This is a genomic window from Mesorhizobium sp. M1143, from assembly GCF_040318435.1.
Classification (GTDB): domain Bacteria; phylum Pseudomonadota; class Alphaproteobacteria; order Rhizobiales; family Rhizobiaceae; genus Mesorhizobium.
Window position 1 is genome coordinate 59273 of the sequence record NZ_JAMYMJ010000024.1, and the last position, 23860, is coordinate 83132.

The 23860-nt window shown below is 63.2% G+C and carries 28 protein-coding genes; 15 read left to right on the forward strand and 13 right to left on the reverse strand.

The genetic code is table 11. The annotated features are described in order from the left end of the window. The first annotated feature begins 9 nt into the window (after positions 1-9). A complete protein-coding gene (locus tag NKH35_RS17685; RefSeq protein WP_050589955.1) occupies positions 10-789 on the forward strand; it encodes an AraC family transcriptional regulator in 780 nt (259 codons plus the stop codon). Here the strand turns inward: NKH35_RS17685 and NKH35_RS17690 are convergent. The 4 genes from NKH35_RS17690 to ygfZ all read right to left on the reverse strand — a co-directional run bounded on the left by NKH35_RS17690 (position 758) and on the right by ygfZ (position 4454). Continuing rightward, positions 758-2224, reverse strand: a complete 1467-nt coding sequence (locus NKH35_RS17690) for a putative bifunctional diguanylate cyclase/phosphodiesterase (protein WP_352915584.1) — start codon at positions 2222-2224, stop codon at positions 758-760. The two genes, NKH35_RS17685 and NKH35_RS17690, sit on opposite strands and share 32 nt — an antisense overlap. Next, positions 2214-2888: a PAS domain-containing protein gene (locus tag NKH35_RS17695; RefSeq protein WP_352915587.1), complete on the reverse strand. Its 675-nt coding sequence runs from the start codon at positions 2886-2888 to the stop codon at positions 2214-2216. The genes NKH35_RS17690 and NKH35_RS17695 overlap by 11 nt, the downstream gene beginning before the upstream one ends. A gap of 67 nt (positions 2889-2955) precedes the next feature. Further along, positions 2956-3594, reverse strand: coding sequence for an HD domain-containing protein (locus NKH35_RS17700; protein ID WP_023670260.1), 639 nt, complete (start codon positions 3592-3594; stop codon positions 2956-2958). After that, positions 3594-4454: a CAF17-like 4Fe-4S cluster assembly/insertion protein YgfZ gene (gene ygfZ / locus NKH35_RS17705; protein WP_023731988.1), complete on the reverse strand. Its 861-nt coding sequence runs from the start codon at positions 4452-4454 to the stop codon at positions 3594-3596. The genes NKH35_RS17700 and ygfZ overlap by 1 nt, the downstream gene beginning before the upstream one ends. A gap of 82 nt (positions 4455-4536) precedes the next feature. Here ygfZ and NKH35_RS17710 point away from each other — a divergent pair, with 82 nt between their 5' ends. The 3 genes from NKH35_RS17710 (at position 4537) to NKH35_RS17720 (ending at position 6942) form a co-directional block, all read left to right on the forward strand. Continuing rightward, positions 4537-5868 (forward strand): dihydroorotase, encoded by a 1332-nt coding sequence (locus NKH35_RS17710; protein ID WP_023731987.1) that lies wholly within the window; start codon positions 4537-4539, stop codon positions 5866-5868. 55 nt (positions 5869-5923) lie between these two features. Then, entirely contained in the window at positions 5924-6151 is a 228-nt protein-coding gene (locus NKH35_RS17715) for a hypothetical protein (RefSeq protein WP_027049982.1), read from the forward strand. A 62-nt stretch (positions 6152-6213) separates the two neighbouring features. Beyond that, complete coding sequence (locus tag NKH35_RS17720; protein WP_023731986.1) at positions 6214-6942, forward strand: nucleotidyl transferase AbiEii/AbiGii toxin family protein; 729 nt, start codon at positions 6214-6216, stop codon at positions 6940-6942. A 21-nt stretch (positions 6943-6963) separates the two neighbouring features. On the opposite strand, the gene NKH35_RS17725 is transcribed toward NKH35_RS17720, so the two are convergent. The 4 genes from NKH35_RS17725 to NKH35_RS17740 all read right to left on the reverse strand — a co-directional run bounded on the left by NKH35_RS17725 (position 6964) and on the right by NKH35_RS17740 (position 9310). Further along, positions 6964-7767, reverse strand: a complete 804-nt coding sequence (locus tag NKH35_RS17725) for a hypothetical protein (protein ID WP_352915592.1) — start codon at positions 7765-7767, stop codon at positions 6964-6966. Positions 7768-7873: 106 nt separating this feature from the next. After that, on the reverse strand, positions 7874-8131 hold the full coding sequence (locus tag NKH35_RS17730) for a hypothetical protein (RefSeq protein WP_023673564.1): 258 nt from the start codon (positions 8129-8131) through the stop codon (positions 7874-7876). Between the two features lie 325 nt (positions 8132-8456). Beyond that, positions 8457-8834, reverse strand: coding sequence for a TIGR02301 family protein (locus NKH35_RS17735; protein WP_023731984.1), 378 nt, complete (start codon positions 8832-8834; stop codon positions 8457-8459). Between the two features lie 68 nt (positions 8835-8902). Beyond that, entirely contained in the window at positions 8903-9310 is a 408-nt protein-coding gene (locus NKH35_RS17740) for an NUDIX hydrolase (RefSeq protein ID WP_023698665.1), read from the reverse strand. A 123-nt stretch (positions 9311-9433) separates the two neighbouring features. Between NKH35_RS17740 and NKH35_RS17745 the strand changes: the two genes are divergently transcribed. Continuing rightward, positions 9434-10192, forward strand: a complete 759-nt coding sequence (locus tag NKH35_RS17745) for an SOS response-associated peptidase (protein WP_023731983.1) — start codon at positions 9434-9436, stop codon at positions 10190-10192. A gap of 138 nt (positions 10193-10330) precedes the next feature. Here NKH35_RS17745 and NKH35_RS17750 read toward each other — a convergent pair whose 3' ends face one another. Further along, positions 10331-10486, reverse strand: a complete 156-nt coding sequence (locus NKH35_RS17750; protein WP_023673568.1) for a hypothetical protein — start codon at positions 10484-10486, stop codon at positions 10331-10333. A 390-nt stretch (positions 10487-10876) separates the two neighbouring features. On the opposite strand from NKH35_RS17750, the gene cysS reads away from it, so the two are divergent. The 9 genes from cysS (at position 10877) to NKH35_RS17795 (ending at position 18903) form a co-directional block, all read left to right on the forward strand. Further along, positions 10877-12310: a cysteine--tRNA ligase gene (gene cysS, locus NKH35_RS17755; protein ID WP_023731981.1), complete on the forward strand. Its 1434-nt coding sequence runs from the start codon at positions 10877-10879 to the stop codon at positions 12308-12310. A 283-nt stretch (positions 12311-12593) separates the two neighbouring features. Continuing rightward, complete coding sequence (locus NKH35_RS17760) at positions 12594-12998, forward strand: endonuclease domain-containing protein (RefSeq protein WP_023731980.1); 405 nt, start codon at positions 12594-12596, stop codon at positions 12996-12998. Then, positions 12995-13381: a VOC family protein gene (locus NKH35_RS17765; protein ID WP_023684472.1), complete on the forward strand. Its 387-nt coding sequence runs from the start codon at positions 12995-12997 to the stop codon at positions 13379-13381. The genes NKH35_RS17760 and NKH35_RS17765 overlap by 4 nt, the downstream gene beginning before the upstream one ends. Before the next feature lie 22 nt (positions 13382-13403). Beyond that, positions 13404-13895 (forward strand): GFA family protein, encoded by a 492-nt coding sequence (locus tag NKH35_RS17770; protein WP_023727579.1) that lies wholly within the window; start codon positions 13404-13406, stop codon positions 13893-13895. Then, on the forward strand, positions 13892-14368 hold the full coding sequence (locus tag NKH35_RS17775) for a GFA family protein (protein ID WP_023731979.1): 477 nt from the start codon (positions 13892-13894) through the stop codon (positions 14366-14368). The genes NKH35_RS17770 and NKH35_RS17775 overlap by 4 nt, the downstream gene beginning before the upstream one ends. 8 nt (positions 14369-14376) lie before the next feature. Further along, the gene (pip, locus tag NKH35_RS17780) at positions 14377-15333 is read left to right on the forward strand and encodes a prolyl aminopeptidase (RefSeq protein WP_023684469.1); all 957 of its coding nucleotides are present in this window, start codon (positions 14377-14379) and stop codon (positions 15331-15333) included. Between the two features lie 187 nt (positions 15334-15520). Further along, positions 15521-17137, forward strand: coding sequence for a citramalate synthase (gene cimA / locus NKH35_RS17785; protein ID WP_352915600.1), 1617 nt, complete (start codon positions 15521-15523; stop codon positions 17135-17137). 138 nt (positions 17138-17275) lie between these two features. Then, positions 17276-18205: an EamA family transporter RarD gene (gene rarD, locus NKH35_RS17790; RefSeq protein WP_352915611.1), complete on the forward strand. Its 930-nt coding sequence runs from the start codon at positions 17276-17278 to the stop codon at positions 18203-18205. Between the two features lie 11 nt (positions 18206-18216). Beyond that, the gene (locus NKH35_RS17795; protein WP_023673578.1) at positions 18217-18903 is read left to right on the forward strand and encodes a glutathione S-transferase family protein; all 687 of its coding nucleotides are present in this window, start codon (positions 18217-18219) and stop codon (positions 18901-18903) included. 66 nt (positions 18904-18969) lie between these two features. On the opposite strand, the gene NKH35_RS17800 is transcribed toward NKH35_RS17795, so the two are convergent. The 4 genes from NKH35_RS17800 to NKH35_RS17815 form a co-directional block, all read right to left on the reverse strand. Then, positions 18970-19962: a transporter gene (locus tag NKH35_RS17800; protein WP_023709767.1), complete on the reverse strand. Its 993-nt coding sequence runs from the start codon at positions 19960-19962 to the stop codon at positions 18970-18972. Between the two features lie 158 nt (positions 19963-20120). Further along, the gene (locus NKH35_RS17805; protein WP_023709766.1) at positions 20121-21425 is read right to left on the reverse strand and encodes a sulfotransferase family protein; all 1305 of its coding nucleotides are present in this window, start codon (positions 21423-21425) and stop codon (positions 20121-20123) included. A gap of 121 nt (positions 21426-21546) precedes the next feature. Further along, the gene (locus NKH35_RS17810) at positions 21547-21774 is read right to left on the reverse strand and encodes a hypothetical protein (RefSeq protein WP_023673581.1); all 228 of its coding nucleotides are present in this window, start codon (positions 21772-21774) and stop codon (positions 21547-21549) included. A 34-nt stretch (positions 21775-21808) separates the two neighbouring features. Then, entirely contained in the window at positions 21809-22420 is a 612-nt protein-coding gene (locus NKH35_RS17815) for an LOG family protein (protein WP_023673582.1), read from the reverse strand. Positions 22421-22545: 125 nt separating this feature from the next. Here NKH35_RS17815 and NKH35_RS17820 point away from each other — a divergent pair. Continuing rightward, positions 22546-23860, forward strand: a 1315-nt coding sequence (locus tag NKH35_RS17820; protein ID WP_352915604.1) for a peptigoglycan-binding protein LysM, incomplete at its 3' end; no start/stop codon positions are given.

Below are 23860 nucleotides of genomic sequence, written 5' to 3' on the forward strand. Positions count from 1 at the left end.
GATCTTGGCATGCTCAAGGCGCGCTTCACGCGGCATCGCTACCAGCTGCACACGCACCCGACCTATGTCGTCGCCCTGATCACGCAAGGGTGCGAGCGGGTCCGCATCGGCAACGAGACTGTCCTCGCGCCGTCGGGCACGGTTCTGCTCGTCAATCCGGAGATATGGCATGACGGCGAGGCGGGTGCCGACCAGGGTTGGGCTTACCGCACCTTCTATCCGTCGGCCTGGCTCATGGGTGCGATCGCGGACGAACTCGGGCAGGATCGCCCGCCGTTGTTTTCGCAAGCGATCGTCGATGATGCCGATCTCGTCCAGGCAGTAGGCGTCGCGCACTTGGCTTCGACATCGGGTGATGCCACGAGCGCCGAAACATCCATGCTGATCGCCTTGCGCAAGCTCATCCTGCGCCACGGCGATTGGGGCGGCCGGCGGCGCGAGGCGGTCGAAAGCTTCGGATCGAAAAGCCGGCTCCGGGTCTATGAACAGGTCATCGAAGACCATCTGAACTCGGACCTCGATTTGCAGCGGCTCGCTGAAGCCGCAGGCGTGACGCGCTTTCAAGTTATCCGCGATTTCAGGAAAGTGCTGGGTCTCACCCCTGCTGCCTTCATCCGTGACCGCAGGCTGCGCCGTGCCGATCTGCTGATCCGGCAAGGTTCAGATCTCGCCGGTGCCGCCTTTGCGGCCGGCTTCTCCGACCAAAGCCATCTCTCGCGCACCTTCCGCGCCGCGCATGGAATGACGCCGGGGATGTTCAGGCGCGCCGGGACGCTGCCCTCGTCTTGAGAAGTCGAGCCATGTCGGCGGCCTTTGACGGCATGCCGATCAGAAAGCCCTGCGCCTCGACGCAGCCAGCCTTGCGCAATATGTCGAGCTGCGCTTCGGTCTCGACGCCTTCGGCGGTGACAGTGATGCCAAGTTCGGCACCAAGCCCGATGATCGTGCGCACGATCGCCGCCGTGTCCTTGTTGTCGATATCGTGGATAAAGGAGCGGTCGATCTTGATCTTGTCGACGGGAAAACGCCTGAGATAGCCGAGCGACGAATAGCCGGTGCCGAAATCGTCGAGCGCGATGCGGATACCGAGTTCGCGCAGCTGTCTCAGCGTCTTCAGCACCGTCTCGCTCTCATCCATCAGCACGGTCTCGGTGATTTCCAGTTCGAGCCGGCTGGCCGGCACGCCGGAAACGGCCAGCGCCGAAATCACGCTGCGGGCAAAGTCGGCGCTTCTGATCTGCACTGCCGAGACATTGACGGCGATGCGCATTCCAGGCGGCCAGCCGGCGGCCACGCTGCAGGCCTGTTTCAGCGCCCATTCGCCCAGCGGAACGATCAGCCCGCTGTCTTCGGCGGCTGCGATGAAATCGTCGGGCGCCACCAGGCCGCGCGTCGGTGAATTCCACCGCATCAACGCTTCGGCGCCGACGATCTTGCCCGACGCGATGTTGGTGATCGGCTGGAACTCCAGCACGAACTCCCGCCGCTTCAGTGCCGTCTCGAGATCGGTTTCGAGCGCCAGGCGCGCCCGCACCAAGGCATCCATGCCGGGCTCGAAAAAGCGGTAAACGTTGCGGCCTTCGCTCTTGCCGCTGTAAAGCGCCATGTCGGCGTTCTTCAAAAGCGTGTCGGCGTCCTTGCCGTCACCGGGATACAGCGCGATGCCAAGGCTGATGCCGACATGCATGTCGCGGCCCTTGTCGCGAAACGGCTGGCTGACGACAGCGACGATGCGTTTTGCCAGTTGTTCCGCATCGGTGGCGCCTTTGGGATTGAACTGCAGGATGGCGAACTCGTCGCCACCGAGGCGGGCGACCACATCGGTGTCGCTGCGCAGGCTGTGCCGCAACCGCTCCGCCACGCATTTCAGCAGCCAGTCACCGGCCGGGTGTCCCCAGGTGTCGTTAACGGCCTTGAAGCGATCGAGGTCGAGCGAGAAGATCGCCAACGGTGTATCGCCGGCCATCGCCTGGTCGAGCCGTTCGCGAAACATCGAGCGGTTGGGCAGGTCGGTCAGCGTGTCGTAATGGGCAAGGTGGCTCATGCGCTCTTCGGCGCGCCGGCGCTCGGTGATGTCTTCGAAGGTCGCCACCCAGCCGCCACCGGCAAGCGGCCGGCGCGCAACCAGCAGCGTTCGGCCATCGGCAAGGCTGCGGTCTGTCGAACGCTCCTCACCGGCCTGCAGGCTGGCTCTGGTGTTGGCGATCTCGCCGTCAATGTCCATCGACGGATAGATGCGCAGTGACCATCTGTTCGAGCAGGGCGCGCTGGCTCATGCCGAGCGGGAAGTCGTCAGGCGTGACCTTGTAGAGGTCGAGGAAGCGCTGGTTGCGCACGATCAGCGTGCCTTCGGCGTCGTACATCAACAGGCCTTGCGACATGTTGGCGAGCGCCGCATCGAAGCGGCGGTGCTGCTCCTTCAGTTCCTGCTCGGCCCGCCTTTGCTCCGTAATGTCCTCATAGATCGACACCCAGCCGCCTGAGGCCAGCGGCCGGTGCGTGATGGAAACGATACGTCCGTCCGACAGTATTTCCTCGTAGGTCGAGGCTTGCGCGCGCTCGATATAGGGCTTGCGGATGGCATACAGGTCTTCGGCGCTCTGTGAGGCGACACCGATGTCGACGCTGTGCTTTAGAATGTCCAAGAACGCGATGCCGGGCCGCACGATCTTCGCGTCGAGGGAGAAGATGCTGATATAGTTGCCGTTGCAGATGATCATCCGCTCGTCGGCGTCGAACATGCACAGCCCGTGCGACATATTCTCGACGGCCGCCGAAAAGCGCTCGTTCTGGTGGCGCAGTTCGTCGGCGATCTGCCGTGGCGCGGCGACGCCTCCGGCTCCCCGTCTGCGGACGGGCGAACCACCCTTGACGTGCGCAACGGACATGAGGCGTGCCTGCTGACCGTGATCGAAACCCGGTACTGTGGTTACCGCTGGTTAATTTAGCGTATGTTCACTGCGCCGAATGCACGGCAACCGTTGCCTGGCGTTGCTTTTCAAGCGTTGCGTAGCGTTTGAGGAAGGCAGCTTGCGCCGAGGTCACCGAGTGCGGCTTAAAGTCGAAGCGGTCGGCATTGAACCCGCGCGGCCGGCCGAAGAACTCGGTTGCTTCCGCGGTCGAGAAACCGGCAAGCAGCGTTGCCTCGTAATAGGCGGCGATCTGGTCGGCGCGCTTGATCTCCTTGCGCAAGCCGACGCCGAGTTCGGGCGGCAGCGAAAAGCGCTGATGGATGGCGCGCTGGAGACGCAGCTCACACTCCTTGTAGGAGCCGCCCATTACCGATTTGAACGGCGAGATCATGTCGCCGATGACATATTCCGGCGCGTCATGCAGCAGTGCTGCCAACTGAGCATTGGCCGAGGCGTCCGGCTGCAACTCGCTGAACAGCGCCTCGACCAGCAGCGAATGCTGGGCGACCGAAAAGGCGTGATCGCCGCGGGTCTGCCCGTTCCAGCGGGCAACGCGGGCAAGCCCGTGGGCGATGTCGGAAATTTCGATGTCGAGCGGCGAGGGATCTAGCAGGTCGAGCCGCCGTCCCGACAGCATGCGCTGCCACGCGCGCGGTGGCGCTCCGACGCGATCGGCAGCCATCAGGCGTCCTCCGCGCCGATGGCTTCCCTGGGAAAGCTGAACTGCGCCCAGGCCGGGATGGCGAGCGAGACGGTGACATCACCGGCCAGTACCGGCTGGCCAGCGTCGAGCGCCGCCTTGGCCCGGTCGATGCGGGCAATGGCGAGTCCGGCCGTGCCCGCGGTCGAGCCGAGCGTGCCGACCGGCCGCCCCGCAACCGTCAGCTCCGTGCCGGGCGCGGGTAAGGCGCGGTCGGCCGAAACGATCAGCACGCGGCGCCTGGCGGTGCCGCGATGCTGCATGCGCGAGACCACTTCCTGGCCGACATAGCAGCCTTTCTTGAAGCCGACGCCGCCGGTCTCGTCGAGCAGCACGTCGTGAGGGAAGGCATCGCCGAGCTGATAATCGGAACCGCTTTCGGCAATGCCGTTGGCGATGCGGAGCGCCTGCCACGCAGCCGGGTCGCCACCTACGGATGCGCCGCCATAGGAGCGGCTCACAGCCACCTCGCGGAAGCGGGCATCGGCAAGTACCGTTGAATCAGACTGTGAAGCGCTTGAATCATCGCCCCACGCAACCGTCACAAGCACTTGATCCTGCCTGGCAATCTCGGCCTTGGCGCGCAGCTTGTAAAGCATCAGCCGGCGCAGGAAATCGTCTGCGATGTCGGCACGGCAATCCAGCCGGAATGCGTTCTCGCCGCTACGCGAGATCAGGAAATCGAACAGGATCTTGCCTTGCGGCGAAAGCAGCGCACCTGGCTTTGCCGCGTCGACGGCCAGCGTGTCGAGGTCGGTGGTGAGGATATTCTGCAAAAAATGCTCGGCATCCGGGCCTGACACGGAAATGAGGGCGCGGTCTTTGAACAGGGCAAAAGGCATGGGCGGCAAAGAACCTGATCTTGCAAAACAGTCGGCCTTTACGTAAGCCGACGATACTCCCCCCGCAAGAGACCGAACGCCCATGGCCACCACCTACGACCTCATCCTGACAGGCGGCACTGTGGTCAACCATGATGGCGAAGCCGCGCGCGATGTCGGCGTCAAGGGTGGTCGCATCATCGCAATAGACGATCTTCGCCAAGCTTCGGCCGGCGAAGCGATCGACTGTCGCGGGCTGCACGTCCTGCCAGGCGTCGTCGACAGTCAGGTGCATTTTCGCGAGCCGGGGCTGGAGCACAAGGAAGATCTGGAGACGGGCTCGCGCGCGGCTGTGCTGGGCGGGGTCACCGCCGTCTTCGAAATGCCCAACACCAATCCGCTGACCACCAGCGAGGCGGCGCTTGCCGACAAGGTGCGCCGCGCCACTAGCCGGATGCATTGCGACTTCGCCTTCTGGGTTGGCGGCACGCGCGAGAATGCCGATGATGTCGGTGAGCTCGAGCGGCTGCCGGGTGCTGCCGGGATAAAGGTGTTCATGGGCTCGTCCACCGGCGACCTGCTGGTCGAGGACGACGAGGGTGTCGCATCGATCCTGCGCAACACCCGCCGCCGTGCCGCCTTTCACTCGGAGGACGAGTTCCGGCTGCGCGAGCGCCTGGGCCTGCGCGTCGAGGGCGACCCGTCATCGCATCCCGTCTGGCGCGACGAGATCGCGGCGCTTCGCTGTACCGAGCGGCTGGTGCGCATCGCGCGAAACACCCGCGCCCGCATCCATGTGCTGCATATCTCCACTGCCGAGGAAATCATCTTCCTCCAACAGCACAAGGATGTCGCCACCTGCGAGGCGACGCCGCACCATTTGACACTCGCCGCCGACGACTATGCGCGGCTGGGCACGCTGATCCAGATGAATCCGCCGGTTCGCGCGGCCCGCCATCGCGACGGCGTCTGGCACGGCATTGCGCAAGGCATTGTCGATGTGCTCGGCTCCGACCACGCCCCCCACACGCTGGCCGAAAAGGCAAAGCCCTATCCGGCCTCACCGTCTGGCATGACCGGGGTGCAGACGCTGGTGCCGATCATGCTCGACCACGTCAATTCAGGCCGGCTGACCCTGCAGCGCTTCGTCGACCTCTCCAGCCATGGCCCACAGCGCATCTTCGGCATGGCCCGGAAAGGCCGTATCGCCGCAGGCTATGACGCCGATTTCACCGTTGTCGACATGAAGTGCCGCGAGACCATCACCAATGCGCAGGCCGGCTCCAAGGCCGGCTGGACGCCCTATGACGGCAAGGAAGTCACCGGCTGGCCGGTCGGCACCATCGTGCGCGGTCGTCGCGTGATGTGGGAAGGCGAGATCGTCACGCCAGGACAGGGCAGGCCGGTGGAGTTTTCCGAGGCGCTGCCGGCTTAGGCGGTTTCTTGCTGCGTTGGATTTTTTAAGCGCTATCCACTACGTTAAGGGCATTATGAACGCAGATATCGCGCCCATGATTGTCCCTGCGGAGTTTCCGGAGCTCCAGGCGCTCGCCTGGAACCGCGATGCGGCACGCCCGATTCCGGCCGAAGAGGCATTTGCGCTGTATGAGCGTAATTGGCGGTTTGTCGATCAAAAGCGTCTTACTGTGCGTGAGAAGATGCTTATCCAAAGTTTGGCAGACAAATTCGGTCACGGCGTGCTCTTGACCGCCGGCTGATTTCCCTCACCTGATCGTTCCTCGCAGCCGGAATATCAACAGGACACACCGCGAGCGTCATGATGGAATTCAAGAGGCCCGAGCACCAGATCATTGCCGAAGCGCTCGGGTTGATGGATCGCCATTTCCTGACCGCAAACCAGTGCTGGTTCGGCGGTGGCACTGCGATCGTTATGAAATTCGGGGAATATCGCCGCTCACTGGATGTGGACTTCCTGTGTGCCGACAGTGATGGCTATCGCGAATTGCGGACCTCCGCAGCCGAACGTGGCGTCAGAGCATTCTTTCCTGAGCCGGTCGAGGCTGTTCGGGACTTCCTGATCGATCAATATGGCTTGCGGACGATCGTGCGGTTGAAAGGCCAAACGATCAAGTTTGAAGTCATCCGCGAAGGCCGCATAAAACTGCGAGGCCATTTCGACGACGATCTGAATGTATCCGCCCTGGTCCCGGCGGATATGTTTGCCGAGAAGTTACTGGCGAACGCGGATCGATGTCAGGACCGTGCAATTGCATATCGCGATGCCATCGATCTTGGAGTGCTGGTTGGCATCTATAAGGAAATCCCGAGCGACGCTGTTGGCAAGGCGAAGGCGGCCTATGGCGTGGATATCGAGCGCAAGGTGGCTTGGGTGGTAAACAGGCTGCGGGACAAGGAAGAATTGCGGCATGCCGCCGAGGTGCTGCAAATGGATCCCAACGCGGCGGTCGAAGCGATTTCGGCCCTTCGAAATGAAGGTATCCGCATATGGCCTGACACAGGTCTCGAGCTTTCTAGCCCTAGCCAGTAGCCATCCCAGGGGGATCGCCGTTCAATCCCCGGCGACGAAAAACGTCCACTGCCCGGTGGGAGTAATGCCGACGCGGTAGAAGATGTAGGCTCCGAACTGCTTCATGTCGTCATAGTCGCCGGCGGTGACGATCTTGAACAGTTCGACCCGCTGCCTGGCGTTGAGCTTGTCAAGCGGCAGGGCGAAGAAATACGGCCAGACATAGAGTTCCTGCGGTGTGCCGACGTCTACATGGACATAGCCGGCATTGAGCACCTCTTCCAGGATAGCGAGGATTTCCTGACCTTCCTTGTCGCCCGATAGCCCTTTCAGGAACGCGATCGGGTCGCCCTCGATTTCGCCCAGCGACAATTGGGTCATGGTGTCGCCCTTGCCGATCAGCGGCCGCAGCTTCTCGATGTCGCCGCTGACGCAGGCCTCGACCATCAGATCGCGCATGCGCCTGACGGGCTCCGGCAATTTGGAAAGGTCGTAGACGACTTCGGGCACCGGCGCTTCTGGATCGGCACGCGGGTTGGCCACGCCGCCATCGTTGGCGGGGGCTTCCGGTTGGCTTTGTTCGGGCTCCGTGGGCGATTTCGGCTGGCTGGCGGCCGGTGGCGCCGTGCCGGGCAGATCGGGCATTGGCACTGAATTTTCAGACGGCGCCGTCTCACCATTGGCTGGTGGCCCGGCAGGAGCTGGAAGCTCCTCGCGCTTGATCTCGCTCAGCGCATAGGCAGGGTTGCTGGTCAGGACAAGCGCCAGCGGAACCGCGGCGCAGGAAGCGGCAAGCCAGATGCTGAGGACCACGCCGCGAGGCCGGCCTGACATCAAAAAATTCACCGCTTGTCTCTCCTCGGGCCTAGGCTCTTCAGGCATGATGCCCAAACGACTCGCCGTCGTCAAAGAACCGGTAAGCTGGCAGTGCACCCTCTGAGACGCGCGACGCCTAGTGCCGAAACCGCTCCGGCTCGAAGGCGCCGGCGATCACCTTTTCACGCATGCGATCGAGCAGGGCAAGGGCCGAGGTTTCGCCATTGGCTCGCAGCATCTCGCCGAACGCGGTTTCAAGCGCTGCCTCGGCGATGATTTCAGGTTCTATGCCGGCCGACAGACCTTCCGCCCAGGCCTCGCTATGGCTTTCCACCGCGGTCAGGCGCTTTTCTTCCCTGACCAGCGCGTCGATGTCGTTGACGCCATGTTCCATTTGCGATGTCCACCTTTCAAGCGGCGGTCCGACGGGTCGGATCCGGCTTGGCTGCCCCTATCTCACTCAGGCTAAGTAAGTGTCTGTAAATACGACATTTTTTTGATCGTCTTTACAAACTTCGTCGCCTGCGTTCGGTCCGATTCAAACTTAGCCGATTAGACCGGTGAGCGGGATGAAAACCTTCAGTTTGAGTTAATTCCGCATTCGCGCGCTAACGTTTCGTTAATACTGTTGCGCAAGTGCAACACCAAGATTGCATCAACGTGCCGTGGATACAAGGCGGGTGCTCGAAAAGGCGTGGCTAAACGCCGTCTGGCGCTCGTCAGTTGCCGTAACGCGAGGCGATGTCGCGCGACAGCGTCTCGCCTTCCTTCATGTAGCGGCTGATGGCTTCGGTCGCTGACGGCGTGCATTGGGTATAGGTGCCGCCGAAGGAACGGTAGCCGCGGTTGAAGCTGGCGATGAAGCGGGCGCGCCGCTCGGGATCGGGATTTTCCGAATAGATCAGCTTTTCCATCTCGGTGCGCCACTGGTCGCCCTTTTCGCCGCACAGATTGCGCAGGAAATGCAGCGACCCCAGCACCTCGGCCAGTCGCATCAGCCCGGGCTCGAACGGCGACTCGGCGGCCAGCGCCGGCTGCACGGCAAAAGCCGTGGCGGTGGCGATGCATGCGGCAAGGAACAGCGAGGTGCGGGTCATAAGTCTATCTGACGAAACATTTTGTCGCCTGCAAGGCGATTCTCGGAGCGGGCAGATATGGGCCTGCTTCAGGCCAAAAGCTCTTCAGCCACCTCCATGACGTCACCCGCGAGCGGCAGCGTCGCCATTTCATCAAGACTATAGAAGGCGGCGGTCTCGGCATCGTCGCTGGCCGTCGCTTCGCCGCCGGCATAAACGGCGCCGAACACGGTCAGCAGATAGTCGACCGGGTGATTCTCGCCGCTGCCGTCGATGTGGATGTCGCGAAGCGGACGATAGTCCTGCGCCCGCAGCCCGGTTTCCTCCAGCAATTCGCGCACTGCTGCTTCTTGCAGCGTCTCGCCGGGCTCGACCTTGCCGCCGGGAAAGGCATAAAGCCCCTGCGACGGCGGCCGCGCCCGTTTGACCAGCAGCACCGTCCTGCCGCGCACGACGGCGACCGAGACTGCGGGAAGTGTCTTGCGCTGCTCGTTCATCGATATCGATTCGCTTATGTGAGGCCCACCCTGTGGACCGGCTGGCAGCGAGCAGCTTTAGCCGTTGCGCAGCGCCGGTTCCATCGCCACGTTCGCGATCGGATCAATTCATCGAGCTTGCCAATGTGCGGACGCTTTGCCCTGACCGCGACGCCCGACCAGACCGCCGCCTTGCTCGGCCTGGCGGAGCTGGACGATTTTCCGGCCCGCTACAACATCGCGCCGACGCAGCCGGTGCTGATGGCGCTGTCGGGACCGCCGCGCATGCCGGGCTCGAATTTCCCGGATCGCCAGGCGATGCTGGTGCGCTGGGGGCTGATCCCCACCTGGGTCAAGGACACCAGGGAATTTCCGTTGCTCATCAACGCGCGTTCGGAAGGCGCTATTGAAAAAGCCTCGTTCAAAGCCGCCATGCGCCATCGCCGTGCCTTGGTGCCGGCCTCCGGCTTCTATGAGTGGCAGCAATCCGGCAGCGGCAAGAAGGGCCAGCCCTACTGGATACGGCCGAGGCATGGCGGGTTGATCGCCTTTGCCGGGCTGATTGAAACCTATGCCGAGCCGGGCGGTTCGGAAATGAACACCGGCGCCATTCTTACCATCAACGCCAATGCCGGCATCGCCCATATCCATGACCGGATGCCGGTGGTGATCGCGCCTGAAGACTTTGCCCGCTGGCTGGACTGCCGCACGCTCGAACCGCGCGATGTGGCCGACCTGCTCAAACCCGCGCTGCCCGATTTCTTCGAGGCAATTCCGGTCTCCGACCGCGTCAACAAGGTCGCCAACACCGGGCCGGAGATACAGGACATGGGCATCGTCGAGCCCGACAAGGTCAGGCGCCAGAAGCCCGGCGCGGACGACAGTCAGATGACGCTGTTTTAGAGCGCGCTCCCAAGAAGCCAGGTCCGGTCTTCGGGAAGAACCTGCTCAATAGGAAGAGCTGTTGTTTTCAGGCGCGCTATGGGCGCCTCAGCCTTCCGTTCCGGCGCACGCCTTGTCGGCGGCCGGCACGATGCCTGTTCAGGCAGCGCGGGGCGAAGTGATTTTCGGCGCCGGCTTTTTATTCTTCGCGGTATGGAGAAGGGCGGCGACGATCGCGGCCGGGCCGATCGCACGGTAGTGGTTGGCGAGCGCCGGTTGCTTGGCGCGGCTCGATTCCTGCTTGGTTCGTGACATCGATCTCTTCCCTGGTAACATTTCCGTGTCTGCGTTTGCCGGCCGAATCTGACCGAATCGTGACCTATGGTGGACTAGCCGGCGAATGTTTCATGACTGTGCCGACATGTTTAATAAAATGTTTCAGCGGCTCCTGACCTATTATCCAGCGACGCTTTTGCCGGAAGTTGCGACTTGACGGCAACACCGGCCAAGGCGATAAAGCCGCCGATGAAAACGTTTTCCGCCATTTGTGGCATTTGCATTATTGGCTAGCTTCGCGCTGGTCCGGACGTTTTCGCCTCATCTTTCCCCAGAGTGGACAAACGCCCCGGCCAGCAGGCTGGAGCCGATTTGTGCCTTGGCACAGGTTAGGCTCCATCCAGAACTTAACGGACCGGAAGGGCACGCATGTCTGACGCATCGAAGGGTCTCAGCCTCTACAACACGCTAACGCGGACGAAGGACGTGTTCGTCCCGATCGACCCGTCGAATGTGCGCATTTATGTCTGCGGTCCGACCGTCTACGACTTTGCCCATATCGGCAATGCGCGTCCGGCGATCGTCTTCGACGTGCTGTTCCGTTTGCTGCGTCACCTCTACGGCGAGGCTGGTGTCACGTATGTGCGCAACATCACAGATGTCGACGACAAGATTAACGCCCGCGCGCTGCGCGATTTCGGCGCCGAGATCGCGTCGGGAAACCTGACGCTCAACGAGGCGATCCGCCGCGTCACCGAAAAGACCGCCGATCAGTACTACAAGGATGTCGCCGCGCTCGGCTGCTTGCCGCCGACGGTCGAGCCGCGCGCCACCGAGTTCGTCGCGCGGCGCGCCGACGGCAAGGTTGACATGATCACCCTCATCGAACGTTTGATCGAACGCGGCCACGCCTATGTCGCCGCCGGCGAAGTGCTGTTCGACACCGCCTCGATGCCGGATTATGGCGAGCTGTCGAAGCGCAATCTCGACGAACAGCAGGCCGGTGCGCGAATTGCCGTCGACGCTCACAAGAAGAACCCGGGCGATTTCGTGCTGTGGAAATTGTCGTCACCGGAAGAGCCCGGCTGGGACAGCCCATGGGGCAGGGGCCGGCCCGGTTGGCACATCGAATGCTCGGCCATGTCGGCCGCCTATCTCGGCGATGTCTTCGATATCCATGGCGGCGGCTTGGACCTGATCTTCCCCCACCATGAGAACGAGATCGCCCAGTCGCGTTGCGCCCACGGCACCGACGTCATGGCCAATGTCTGGATGCACAACGGCTTCCTGCAGGTCGAGGGCCAGAAAATGTCGAAGAGCCTCGGCAATTTCTACGCCATCGCCGAACTGCTGGAGACCGACACTTTCGGCGGCCGCAAATGGCCGGGCGAGGTGCTGCGGCTGGCGATGCTGATGACGCATTACCGCGAGCCGATCGACTTTTCCGTACGCAAGCTGGAAGAGGCCGAGAATACGCTGCGCAAATGGAAGCGCGCCGCCGATCTCGCCCCGTCGGCAGGGCAAGTTCCGGCGGAGGTTGTGGCGGCGCTGTCTGACGACCTCGCCACCTATGCCGCCTTCCAGCAGCTCACGCAGCTTGCCGGTGAGGCCGCGGAGGGCAACGAAGCGGCCGCATCGCTGAATGCATCGCTGTTGTTCCTCGGCTTCGATATAGGCGCGGCCAAGGTCGACGAGGTTGCGGTCGCCAAGGCGATCGCCAAGCGCTTGGAACTGATCGCAGCGAAAAACTGGGCCGAAGCCGATCGCATCCGCGATGAGCTTCTGGCGCAGGGCGTGCAGCTGAAAGACGGCAAGGATCCTATCACTGGCGAACGCGTGACGACGTGGGAGGTAAAGCGGTGAGGGTGGCGCGAGACACCGTTGTAAGATTGGCGAAGGCCGGAGCGACAGCCAATCTCCCCCCTTGCGGGGGAGATGTCCGGCAGGACAGAGGGGGGTGTGAAGGAACGCCAGCGTTCCTTCTTGCCCACTTTCATTTCGGTCACTTTCTGAGAACGCAATGGCTGCCGGTTGAGACGCTGGCGGGACAGCACTCCCCTCTGTCCTGCCGGACATCTCCCCCGCAAGGGGGGAGATCAGCCCTCGCCTCGGTTTTCGCTAATCGCCAGCGCGGAGTGGCCTGAGCATGGGTCACGACCTCGTTCCATCGCGTCAGCGCAAGAATGCAAAGTCCATGCGTCGCGTCATGACCGATGCCGAGCTGAAACTGTGGAATGAGTTGCGGGCTCACCGGCTGATGAGGATGAGCTTTCGCCGACAGGTACCGATTAGGCCCTACATTGTCGACTTCGCCTGTTCGGCCCACCACCTCGTAGTCGAGGTTGATGGCAGTCAGCATGCCGACGTAGAAGATGCAGAACGCGACAAGGCACGCAGCGCTCAATTGAGTGCCAGTGGCTGGACCATCCTGCGCTTCTGGAACGACGACGTCATCCGCGATATCGACAATGTCTGCCAGCACATCGTGATCGAGGCCGGCTTGGCCGGCGCCGACGTGCCGGCGCCAGCAAGGGAGGAGCTTGTTTCATGATCGACCATCTCGGCATCAATGTCGCCGATTTCGGCGCGTCGAAAGCCTTTTATGACCAGGCGATGGCACCGCTTGGCGCCTCGCTGATTTACATGGTGCCACTGGAATATACCGGCGGCGCCAAGGTCGGCGGTTATGGCCGCGACCGGCCGGTGTTCTGGCTGCAGGCCAGCGATGACAAGCCGAGGACCCATCAGCACGTCGCCTTCACCGCGCGCAGCCGCGCCGAGGTCGACGCCTTCCATGCCGCGGCGCTCGCCGCCGGCGGCAAGGACAATGGCGGGCCGGGGCTGCGCCCGCATTATCACCCGGACTATTACGGCGCCTTCGTCTTGGATCCCGACGGCAACAATGTCGAGGCCGTCTGCCATGCGCCCGAATGACTATGAAACGGAGTGAAACGCCATGAGCCTCGACAACCGGCCGATCTACACCGGCGGCTGCCAGTGCGGCGCGGTGCGCTTTCGCGTCGAGGGTGCGCTAGGTGACGCCTCGATCTGCCATTGCCGCATGTGCCAGAAGGCGTTCGGCTCATTTTACGCGCCCCTGGTCTCGGTGCGTGGCGCCAAACTCGACTGGACGCGCGGCGAACCGAAATATTTCGCCTCGTCCAGCCACGTCGATCGTGGCTTTTGCGGCAATTGCGGCACGCCGCTGACCTTTACCGCGCCCGACGGCGTCGGCCTTGCCATTGGCGCCTTCGACAATCCGGCCGAAATCGTGCCGCTGATCCAGTGGGGCACCGAGGCAAAACTGCCTTATGTCGACACCCTTCCGCAATTGCCGGGCGAGGACACGATGGCCGACATGTCGTCGGCGCCTTATCTTGCCGAGCTTGTCTCCTACCAGCATCCCGATCATGACACCGAACAATGGCCGCCAGAGGAAAAGTTATGACCGATGAAGTTCGAACCGGCGGCTGCCAGTGCGGCGCCGTCCGTTTCCGCATCAAGGGCAAGCTTGGCCGGGCGTCCATCTGCCATTGCCGCATGTGCCAGAAACAGTTCGGGTCGTTTTTCGGCGCCCTGGTGACAGTGCCCAAGGATGGCGTCGAATGGGTGCGCGAGGAGCCGACCTACTTCCAGTCGTCGGTCAACATCGATCGCGGCTTCTGTGCCCGCTGCGGTACACCGCTGACCTATCGCCAACCTGGCGCACTGGAGATCGCCATCGGCGCCTTCGACGACCGCTCCGATCTGGCGCCGCAGATCCAGGTCAACTACGCGGTCCGATTGCCTTGGGTGGAAACGATCTTTGACCAGCCCGTGCATCAGGATCCGGATTTCTACTCCCGCCAGGAGCAGATCATCTCCTTCCAGCATCCCGACCACGAAACCACGGACTGGCCCGCGAACGGCCTGAAGATATGAGCAATGAAATGAACAGTGAGCTTCGTACTCTTTATCCAGAGATCGAGGCGTTCGAGTCCGGCATGCTCGATGTCGGCGACGGCCATCATATCTACTGGGAGCGCTCCGGAACCAGGGGCGCCAAGCCGGCCGTTTTCCTGCATGGCGGTCCCGGCGGCGGCTTCTCGCCAAAACATCGGCAATTGTTCGACCCGAAGCTTTACGACGTCATCCTGTTCGACCAGCGCGGCTGCGGGAAATCGACACCCAACGCCTCGCTCGAGGCCAACACCACCTGGCACCTGGTTGCCGACATCGAGCGGCTGCGTGAGATGTGCGGCTTCGAAAAATGGCTGGTGTTCGGCGGCTCGTGGGGCTCGACGCTGGCGCTGGCCTATGCCGAGACGCATCCTAATCGCGTCAGCGAGCTTGTCGTGCGCGGCATCTACACGCTGACCCGCGCCGAACTCGAATGGTACTATCAGTTCGGCGTCTCCGAGATGTTCCCCGACAAATGGGAGCGTTTCCTGGCGCCAATTCCTGAAGCCGAGCGCGGCGACATGATGGCCGCTTACCGCAGGCGGTTGGTCGGCGCCGATGGCAAGGCGCAGCTGGAAGCCGCCCTTGCCTGGAGCCTGTGGGAAGGTGAGACGATCACGCTGCTACCGGAGCCGGAGACCAGCGACAAGTTCGGCGAGGACCACTTCGCCATCGCCTTTGCCCGCATCGAGAACCACTATTTCGTCCACGCCGGCTGGCTGGAGGAGGGGCAGCTTCTGCGCGATGCCCATAAGCTCGCGGATATTCCCGGCACAATCGTCCACGGCCGCTACGACATGCCGTGCCCGGCGCGCTATGCCTGGGCCCTGCACAAGGCCTGGCCGAAGGCGGATTTCCACCTCATCGAAGGCGCCGGCCATTCCTATTCGGAGCCGGGGATTCTGGATCGGCTGATACGCGCGACGGATGGGTTTGCGGGGAAATGACAGCGCGTGGCACCCCCCTCTGTCCTGCCGGACATCTCCCCCTCAAGGGGGGAGATTGGCTGTCATCGGCGCTTTCGCAAATCTCCGTCGCTGCAGGAAACGATCCGACGCTAAAGCTGCCGATCTTCCCCCTTGAGGGGGAGATGGCCGGCAGGCCAGAGGGGGGTGCTCGCGCGCCAACAGAACAATGACCAAGCAACGCCTCTATCTCTTCGACACAACCCTCCGCGATGGCCAGCAGACGCCGGGCATCGACTTTTCCGTCGAGGACAAGATCGCGATTGCCAAGCTGCTCGACGAGTTCGGCATGGACTATGTCGAAGGCGGCTATCCCGGCGCCAATCCGACCGACACTGCCTTCTTCCAGCAGAAGCGCACGGCGAAGGCAAAGTTCGTCGCCTTCGGCATGACCAAGCGGGCAGGCGTGTCGGCGTCCAACGACCCGGGCCTGGCAGCGCTCGTGCAGTCCAAGTCCGACGCCATCTGCTTCGTCGCCAAGAGCTGGGACTATCATGTCCGCGTCGCGCTCGGCTGCACCAATGAGGAAAACCTCGACTCCATCAAGGCTTCGGTCGAAGCAGCAATCGCCGCGGGCAAGGAAGCGATGGTCGATTGCGAGCATTTCTTCGACGGCTTCAAGGCCAATCCGGACTACGCACTGGCCTGCGCCAGGACTGCCTATGAAGCCGGCGCGCGCTGGGTGGTGTTGTGCGACACCAATGGCGGCACGCAGCCCTCGGAAGTGCGCGCCATCGTCGACAAGGTCATTGTTTCAGGCATTCCGGGCGACCATCTCGGCATCCATGCCCATGACGACACCGGCCAGGCGGTGGCCAATTCGCTCGCCGCCGTCGAGGCCGGCGTGCGCCAGATCCAAGGCACGCTGAACGGCATCGGCGAGCGCTGCGGCAACGCCAATCTGGTCTCGATCGTACCGACGCTGGCGCTGAAGCCGGCCTTCGCCGATCGGTTTGAAACCGGCATCTCGGCCGAGGCGCTGACCGGGATATCCCGGCTTTCCCGCGCCTTCGACGAATTGCTGAACCGTGCTCCGGAAGCGCAGGCGCCCTATGTTGGCGCCTCGGCCTTCGCCACCAAGGCCGGCATCCATGCCTCCGCACTGGCCAAGGAGCCGGCGACCTATGAACATGTGCCGCCCGAGGCGGTAGGCAACCGCCGCCGCGTTATGGTTTCGGACCAGGGCGGCAAGGCCAATTTCCTCGCCGAACTGAAGCGGCGCGGCATCGATGTGCCCAGAGACGACCATCGTCTCGATGCGCTGATCTCGGTGGTCAAGGAGCGCGAGGCCGAGGGCTACGCCTATGAGGGCGCCGATGCCTCCTTCGAGCTGTTGGCGCGCAAAATGCTGCACGGCCTGCCGGAGTTCTTCAACGTCACTTCGTTCCGCTGCATGGTCGAGCGCCGCTTCGATGCCAACGGCCAGTTGAAGACGGTCTCCGAAGCCATCGTCAAGGTGATGGTCGAGGGCGAGGAGAAGATGTCGGTGGCCGAAGGCCACGGCCCGGTCAACGCGCTCGACATCGCGTTGCGCAAGGACCTCGGCAAATTCCAGAGCGAGATCGCCGACATGGAGCTCGCCGATTTCAAGGTGCGTATCCTCAATGGCGGCACCGAGGCGATCACCCGCGTCCTGATCGAATCGCATGACGGCACCGGCGCACGCTGGTGGACGGTCGGCGTCTCGGAAAACATCATCGATGCGTCCTTCCAGGCGCTGATGGATTCGATCGTCTACAAGCTGATGAAGAACCGCGACATGGCGGGATTGGTGGCGGCGGAGTAAGCTTGCAGGACTTGGGTTCCTCGCCCCTCGAAGTGGGGCGAGGAACTGGCGGCGCCCCTTGAACCATCAGCGGAAGTCCATTGATCCATCATAATTTTGCGATGGTTTTGGATGGCCCACTGGGCCATAGCGTTTGCCATGGCCAGCGACACGATCCAGCCCGACGCCGACTCCAAAGCCCGCAGCGGCTTTCTCCTCGCGCTCGGCGCTTATCTGCTATGGGGCCTGTTGCCCTTCTACATGAAGGCGGTTGCGCATCTGCCGCTGATCGAGGTGATCGCCCACCGCATCGTCTGGTCGGTGCCGATTGCTGCTGCAGTGCTGGTCTGGGCCGGCCGCACAGCCGATTTCAAGGCGGCGATCCGCTCGCCGCGCAGCATCGCCATGGCGGCGCTGACGGCGACCCTGATCTCCGTCAACTGGGCCATCTATGTCTGGGCGATCTCGGTCGACCGCACCGTCGAGACCGCGCTCGGATACTACATCAACCCATTAGTTAGCATCGTCGTCGGCGCGTTGTTGCTCGGCGAGAAGCTCGACCGGCTGCAGATCGCGGCCGTGTTGCTGGCGGCGGTCGCAGTTGCCGTTCTGACCGTCGATGCCGGCAAATTGCCTTGGGTGTCGTTGGCGCTGGCGTTTTCCTTCGCTGCCTATGGGTTCTTCCGCAAGACGCTGCCGATCGGCCCGAGCCAGGGCTTTCTGCTCGAAGTGCTTTTGCTGTCGGTGCCGGCGCTTGCCTACATCGTCTTCCTGGTCGTCAACGGCCAGGACCATTTCATCTCCAGCAACGGCACCGATATGGCTTTGCTCATCGGCTGCGGCCCAGTCACCTCGGTGCCGCTGCTTCTGTTCGCCTTCGGCGCCAAGCTTCTGCGCCTCTCCACCATCGGCATCATGCAGTACATCGCACCGACCATGGTGTTCCTGATCGCCGTGCTGATTTTCGACGAGCCGTTCGGCACCACGCAAGCAATTGCCTTCGCGCTGATCTGGGCGGCATTGGCGATGTATTCCTGGTCGATGATTCGTGGCCGTGAAATCCGCCCGGTGGCGTTGGCCCCGAAGTAGGGAGCCTTTCGATGTACGTGCTGCATATCGCCAACAAGAACTATTCGTCATGGTCGCTGCGGCCATGGGTGCTGATGCGCACCCTCGACATTCCGTTCGAGGAGCAATTGACGCCGTTTCCGACCGGGCCCAGTTTCGATCTCTACCGGGCGTTCTCGCCCAGCGGGCGCGTGCCTTGCCTGGTGGATGACGGCTGGGCTGTCTGGGATTCGCTGGCTATTGCCGAGTATCTCGCCGAGCGCCACCATGGTGTGTGGCCTGCTGAGGCCAAGGCGCGAGCCTGGGCGCGCTCGGCCGCCGCCGAAATGCATTCTGGTTTCACGGCCTTGCGCGGCGCATGCCCGATGAATTGCGGCTTGCGGGTGAAACCGTTGCCGATGTCGGACGCGCTGAAGCAGGATCTGTTCCGTTTGGGCGATCTCTGGAACGATGGCCTTGCCCTGTTCGGCGGGCCGTTCCTTGCCGGCGGCCATTTTACCGCCGTCGACGCCTTCTTTGCTCCGGTGGCGTTCCGTGTGCTATCCTATGGGCTGTCTTTCGAAGGGGCAGCTGCAGCCTATCCCCCGCAATTGCTTGGCCTGCCGGCCATGCAGGAATGGTATGCCGCGGGTCTCGCCGAGACCTGGCGGGAGCCGGACCATGAGGCGGAGGTCGCTGCCGCCGGCACCATCGTCGAGGATCTTCGCGCTACGGCGTGATGGGCATTCCAGGAAAAGCGCGTCGCGTTCCCTTGGGAATTGAGTGAAAACAAAGGGATCGAGGCGTTACGTCCGCCCGAGCCGCCTTACGAACATGTAGGTCGCCGCGGCGATCACGATCGAAACCGCCGAGACCACCCAGAAGCCCATCGGCGTATTGACCATGGGCAGGCCACCGACATTCATGCCGAACAGGCCTGATATGATGGTCATCGGCAACAGCACCGCCGTCATCACCGACAGCACATAGAGCAGCTGGTTGGACTGCATTGTCAGCTTGGCCATCAACTCGTCCTGCAGCAACCTTGCGCGTGCCTGCAACTGCTCGCCGTCGTGATAGAGCGTGTGTGCCCGGTGCGAGAGCCTTGTCGCCATGTCATTGATCCGATCGGGCAGCTCATTGCGATGCGAATGGTCGAGATGGCGAAAAAGGTTTGTGAGCGTCGCCATCTGCCGGTGGATGACCACCAGTTGACGGCGCGCCTCGACCAGCGGCTGCCGCTCGCCGTGCCAGGCATCGCGCACGATACGGTCCTCGATGCCGTCCAGCGTATCGCCAAGACCGTGGAGCTCGGCCGCCATGCCGTCGAGCGACTGGCCCATGACCGCTTCGACCAGGTCGGCGGGGGAGCGGAATTTGCGCGAGCCGCTCTCCACCGCCTTGCGGATGAGATCGACCGATTCCAGTGGCTGCTTGCGCGCGCCGATCAGCGTCTTGTCGTTGAGCGCAAAACGGAAATGGCCGAGCCCGCGCGCTTCCGCCGAATAGTCGTGGCGCAGATCCGGCAGGTCGCCATAAAGCCAGGCATCCTCGAGATCGATGTGGCAACCCTGGCTGGCGCCGAGGAAAGCTTCGCGCACCGGCCCGGGCAGAGCCTGCTCGGCGGCGATCTCATGACGGGCGCGCAGGTCGGACAGCTGGTAGCTGCGCCATGTCCATGCAACCTCGGCCGCGTCCTTGGTGCGCAGGCCCTCGGCGGTGAAATGGTAGATGAAGAACAGCCCGTGCTCGTCGGGCAGGTAAGGCGACAGGCCTTCCGCGTTGAGAGCAATGTTCACGGCTCGCCTCGCCAAGAAATTTCGACCAGGTTCAGATTTCGACTATGCCGACGCGCGGATGCCGACCCGTCCTTCGTAACACGAGGGAGGCGGGTTCCGTGTGACGGTTTCTTGACAGGCGATCACAGTTTGTCGAGCAGCGTTTAGAGTGTTTGCTGCTATCGCCGACGAATGGAGCTCACCCATCGCAACGGTCCGGTCAATCGCCATCTGCGTGACGCAAGCGCCGCATCGCGCTCCGCCACCAGGTCGTCTCGGATCCTGGCCAGCGCGCTACGCTCGGCTACGAGGCCGTCTTGGCCCAGGGCGAGCGCGTCACGCTCCGCCATGAAGCTGTCTCGGGCTTGGATGAGGTCCTGCTGGGCGTGAGCAAGCGCATCACGCTCCGCCATGAAGCTGTCTCGGGCTTGGATGAGGTCCTGCTGGGCGTGAGCGAGCGCGTCACGCTCCGCCATGAAGCTGTCTCGGTCTCGGATGAGGGCCTGTTGGGCGTCAGCGAGGGCGTCACGCTCGACGATGCCCTTTCCCAGTTCGCCGTGTAGCCGTTTAGCGGCCAGGTTCCCTGCGGCAACGGCCTTGCCAACCACATCGCAGCTCTCATCGAACGTCGCCCGCACCCTGTCGAGCTGGTCGCGCAAGTCCTGGCTGTCGCCTTCAGACGCCATACTGCGCAAAATGGCATAGGCACTGCGGACTAACGGCGTGGCATCCGGATGGTTTTGCAGATCAGCGACCGAGGCCCGCTGATGATGCAGATCCTTGTCCAGGAACTCGGCGATTGCGGCGTCGGCGTGATCGGACGTGACAGGCCAGACGATTCCGGTCTCCCTGGCCGCGCGGTCCATCTGATGTCGCCAGTCGCTCAACAGGTCTTCGTGGCGCAGGATACAGCGCGGCATGTGTCGCGAATGATGCTCCGCTTCGAGCACGTGCCTGAGCCACAGCATGAACGCTGTCGGCAGTGCCATTTGATCCCGTTCCTGCAGCGAACAGGCGACTTCGAGCGGGTTGCGAACAGGCAGAAATGCGATCGGGTCAATCCTGAGATCGGCCAGGATCGAGGCTATGAAGGGAAGGAACCGGCAGATCCGCGGATCCTTGACGAAAAACAGGGGGGCATCGCCGAACTCGCTGGCAATGATCGCCGTCATCATGGGCCGAAATCGCTCGGCTGCCGGCGACTGCAGCCACTGCCGATCTAGCGGCAGCCAATCTTGCCAGGAGGAGGCCGCCGCCGTGAGCAGGTGGTCGTCGGCGATGGTGAGTGGGGTACTTTCCCAATGTCCCTTGGGATTGTGGAGGCTCCCGGGCAGCAGATGTTTCGGCGGCGTGGCTCCATGCGCGGCGACGAGGGCGCCGAGCGCCGAGGTGCCGCTGCGGTGCATTCCGAGGACCAGGATCGCCGTCCTTGGTTCCGACGCGATCTCGCCCTTCGCGGCCGTCAATCGCTCGCGCGGATTCATCTCCCCTTTGTCTCGCTCTCCAAATTTCCGTTCCCGCCCAATGTTCTCCGATAACCAACTGCGAAGCGGGCTGCAAATGGAAATCGTCGCCAACGTGCTTACATTGCGCACAAGACGGAGCTCAAGAAAAGCTGGACAGATCGAAGTCAGCTGCCCCAACGCTACAGATCCTTGCCAAGCAGATGCAGTCGATCAGTGGCTTCGCATTGGACTTCTGCTTCTGGGCCAGGCTGGCCTTGTTGCTGTCGCCGATCCAGGTGTTGCCCAGTGTTTCGTAGCCGGCAGCCTTGAGCGCCAGCACGACGCGGCGCAGTTGGTGCGCCAGGCCGACGACACCAACCGGGCTCAATTCCTGGCCGCCTGCGCCAAGGCCGGCTTCGTCCTCACATCTTGTCAATTACAGACTGCACGCCTTCCGTCGGCGCATCGACCGACGACCCCGCCACCATGATGGCGGCGACGATGGCCTCGGGGTCTTCGACCACCAGCGGCTTGACCCGTTGCGCGGTGTGGATGAAGCCTTCGCTGGCCATATGGTCGAGCAGCGCCAGCATCGGATCCCAGAATCCTTGAACGTTGGCGAAGACGATCGGCTTGCGGTGATGGCCGAGCTGGCCCCAGGTCATGATCTCGACGATTTCCTCGACCGTGCCAATGCCGCCGGGCAGCGCCACAAAGGCGTCGGATTTCTCGAACATCTTGTGCTTGCGCTCGTGCATGTTGTCGGTGATCAGCAACTCGTCGAGCCGGTCAAGCGCGGTTTCGGTCGCCTCCTTGTTGATGAGGAAGCGCGGAATGATGCCCGTTACCTTGCCGCCGGCCTTGAGCGCGCCTTCGGCGACTGCGCCCATAATGCCTTTGGTGCCGCCGCCATAGACCAGCCGCAGGCCGGCTTTGGCGAGCGAGCGGCCAAGCAGGTGCCCGGCCTTGGCATAGATTTCATCGCGGCCCGGAGACGAGCCGCAATAGACGCAGACGGATCGAATCGTGTTCATTCGTGATTGGTGATTGGGTCTGAATGCGGGGTCAAGCCCCAAGGGCTGACAAGCCCGGGCTTTTTCTTGTCGGTGCCGGCAAAACACGCTAGACCGGCTTCAGGTGGCTAAGGGGTAGGGGAAATATGGCTGGTAATCCATTGAAGGCGTTTCTGTTCGCGGCGGGTGGGACCGTCGCGGTCGTCGGAACCGCCTATGTATCGGGCGCACTCGACCCGTATCTGAATCCCACGCCGCCTGCGGCGATTGCATCGCTGACGCCGCCGGCTGAAAAGCTGGCCGATCCGGGGACCGAGGGAAGGCTGCCGCCGGCGCCCGCCGCGCCCACCGATGCCAAGGCTCCCGCAGCACCCGCGCCTGCCGACGCAACGGCTCCCGCGACCGAAGCTGCGGCTCCGGCGGCACCTGCCGCGCCCGCTGCTGCCCCAACAACCCCAGCGCCGGCCGCGGCCGGCCCGGTTGCGCCGAGCTTCGACGTCGTGCGCGTCGAAAGCAACGGCTCGATCGTCGTTGCCGGCAATGCTGCGCCCAATTCGAAGATCGAGATCCTCAACGGCTCCTCGGTGCTTGGCTCGACTGTCGCCGGTCCGGACGGCGCCTTCGTCATCGTTCTCGACGATCCGCTGAAGCCCGGCGACTATACGATTGCGTTGCGCGCGACGGCCGGCGATGTGGTTACCCCTTCCGTGCAGACCGCCGTCGTTTCGGTTCCCAAGGACGCCGCCGGCCAGGTGCTGGCGATGGTCGAGGAACCCGGCAAGCCGGCCGAGCTGCTTAGCGTCCCGGCGCCTGAGACCAAGCCCGCGGCACCGGCCGCCGGCGATCAGGCCGCTGCCCCAGCCGCTGAGGCGCCTGCTACGGCTGCGCCTGCCGTGGCCGCTGAAACAGCACCTGCTGCTCCGGCTGTGGAAGCCGCAACTGCCCCTGCAGCGCCAGCAGTACCTGCAGCGCCGCCGGCGGCAGGCGTGGCTGCACCCAAGATCGTCGTCGAGGCGGTCGAGATCGACGGCAACAAGATCTTCGTCGCCGGTCTGGCTGACGCCGGCCGCAAGGTGCGCGCCTATGCCAACGATATCCTGCTTGGTGATGCGGTGACCTCGCCCGACGGTCATTTCCTGGTCGAGGCGACGCGCGACATCCCGGTCGGCAGCTACACCATCCATGTCGACGGTCTCGACGCCGACGGCGTGAAGGTCGTGGCCCGCGCCGCCGTGCCGTTCGAGCGCGAACCCGGCGAAGCGATCGCCGCCGTGGCGCCCGCGGAGGCCAAGCCCACCGAGACCAAGCCCGCCGAAGCAAAGCCTGCTGAGCCGGCCGCACCGGCTGCTGCCGAAGCACCGGCCGCTCCGAAGCCTGCGGCGCGAGCCACTATCGGGGCTGCCCCTGCGAAGCCCGGACGAGCTGCTGCCGCGTCCGCACCAGCCGCTCCGGCGGCTGAAG

Bases quoted from the DNA above. Each gene is read 5' to 3' on its own strand.
- NKH35_RS17685 (WP_050589955.1), top strand. From the start codon at position 10: ATGCTCAAGGCGCGCTTCACGCGGCATCGCTACCAGCTGCACACGCAC.
- NKH35_RS17690 (WP_352915584.1), bottom strand. From the start codon at position 2,224: ATGGACATTGACGGCGAGATCGCCAACACCAGAGCCAGCCTGCAGGCC.
- NKH35_RS17695 (WP_352915587.1), bottom strand. From the start codon at position 2,888: ATGTCCGTTGCGCACGTCAAGGGTGGTTCGCCCGTCCGCAGACGGGGA.
- NKH35_RS17700 (WP_023670260.1), bottom strand. From the start codon at position 3,594: ATGGCTGCCGATCGCGTCGGAGCGCCACCGCGCGCGTGGCAGCGCATG.
- ygfZ (WP_023731988.1), bottom strand. From the start codon at position 4,454: ATGCCTTTTGCCCTGTTCAAAGACCGCGCCCTCATTTCCGTGTCAGGC.
- NKH35_RS17710 (WP_023731987.1), top strand. From the start codon at position 4,537: ATGGCCACCACCTACGACCTCATCCTGACAGGCGGCACTGTGGTCAAC.
- NKH35_RS17715 (WP_027049982.1), top strand. From the start codon at position 5,924: ATGAACGCAGATATCGCGCCCATGATTGTCCCTGCGGAGTTTCCGGAG.
- NKH35_RS17720 (WP_023731986.1), top strand. From the start codon at position 6,214: ATGGAATTCAAGAGGCCCGAGCACCAGATCATTGCCGAAGCGCTCGGG.
- NKH35_RS17730 (WP_023673564.1), bottom strand. From the start codon at position 8,131: ATGGAACATGGCGTCAACGACATCGACGCGCTGGTCAGGGAAGAAAAG.
- NKH35_RS17735 (WP_023731984.1), bottom strand. From the start codon at position 8,834: ATGACCCGCACCTCGCTGTTCCTTGCCGCATGCATCGCCACCGCCACG.
- NKH35_RS17740 (WP_023698665.1), bottom strand. From the start codon at position 9,310: ATGAACGAGCAGCGCAAGACACTTCCCGCAGTCTCGGTCGCCGTCGTG.
- NKH35_RS17745 (WP_023731983.1), top strand. From the start codon at position 9,434: ATGTGCGGACGCTTTGCCCTGACCGCGACGCCCGACCAGACCGCCGCC.
- NKH35_RS17750 (WP_023673568.1), bottom strand. From the start codon at position 10,486: ATGTCACGAACCAAGCAGGAATCGAGCCGCGCCAAGCAACCGGCGCTC.
- cysS (WP_023731981.1), top strand. From the start codon at position 10,877: ATGTCTGACGCATCGAAGGGTCTCAGCCTCTACAACACGCTAACGCGG.
- NKH35_RS17760 (WP_023731980.1), top strand. From the start codon at position 12,594: ATGGGTCACGACCTCGTTCCATCGCGTCAGCGCAAGAATGCAAAGTCC.
- NKH35_RS17765 (WP_023684472.1), top strand. From the start codon at position 12,995: ATGATCGACCATCTCGGCATCAATGTCGCCGATTTCGGCGCGTCGAAA.
- NKH35_RS17770 (WP_023727579.1), top strand. From the start codon at position 13,404: ATGAGCCTCGACAACCGGCCGATCTACACCGGCGGCTGCCAGTGCGGC.
- NKH35_RS17775 (WP_023731979.1), top strand. From the start codon at position 13,892: ATGACCGATGAAGTTCGAACCGGCGGCTGCCAGTGCGGCGCCGTCCGT.
- pip (WP_023684469.1), top strand. From the start codon at position 14,377: ATGAACAGTGAGCTTCGTACTCTTTATCCAGAGATCGAGGCGTTCGAG.
- cimA (WP_352915600.1), top strand. From the start codon at position 15,521: ATGACCAAGCAACGCCTCTATCTCTTCGACACAACCCTCCGCGATGGC.
- rarD (WP_352915611.1), top strand. From the start codon at position 17,276: ATGGCCAGCGACACGATCCAGCCCGACGCCGACTCCAAAGCCCGCAGC.
- NKH35_RS17795 (WP_023673578.1), top strand. From the start codon at position 18,217: ATGTACGTGCTGCATATCGCCAACAAGAACTATTCGTCATGGTCGCTG.
- NKH35_RS17805 (WP_023709766.1), bottom strand. From the start codon at position 21,425: ATGAATCCGCGCGAGCGATTGACGGCCGCGAAGGGCGAGATCGCGTCG.
- NKH35_RS17815 (WP_023673582.1), bottom strand. From the start codon at position 22,420: ATGAACACGATTCGATCCGTCTGCGTCTATTGCGGCTCGTCTCCGGGC.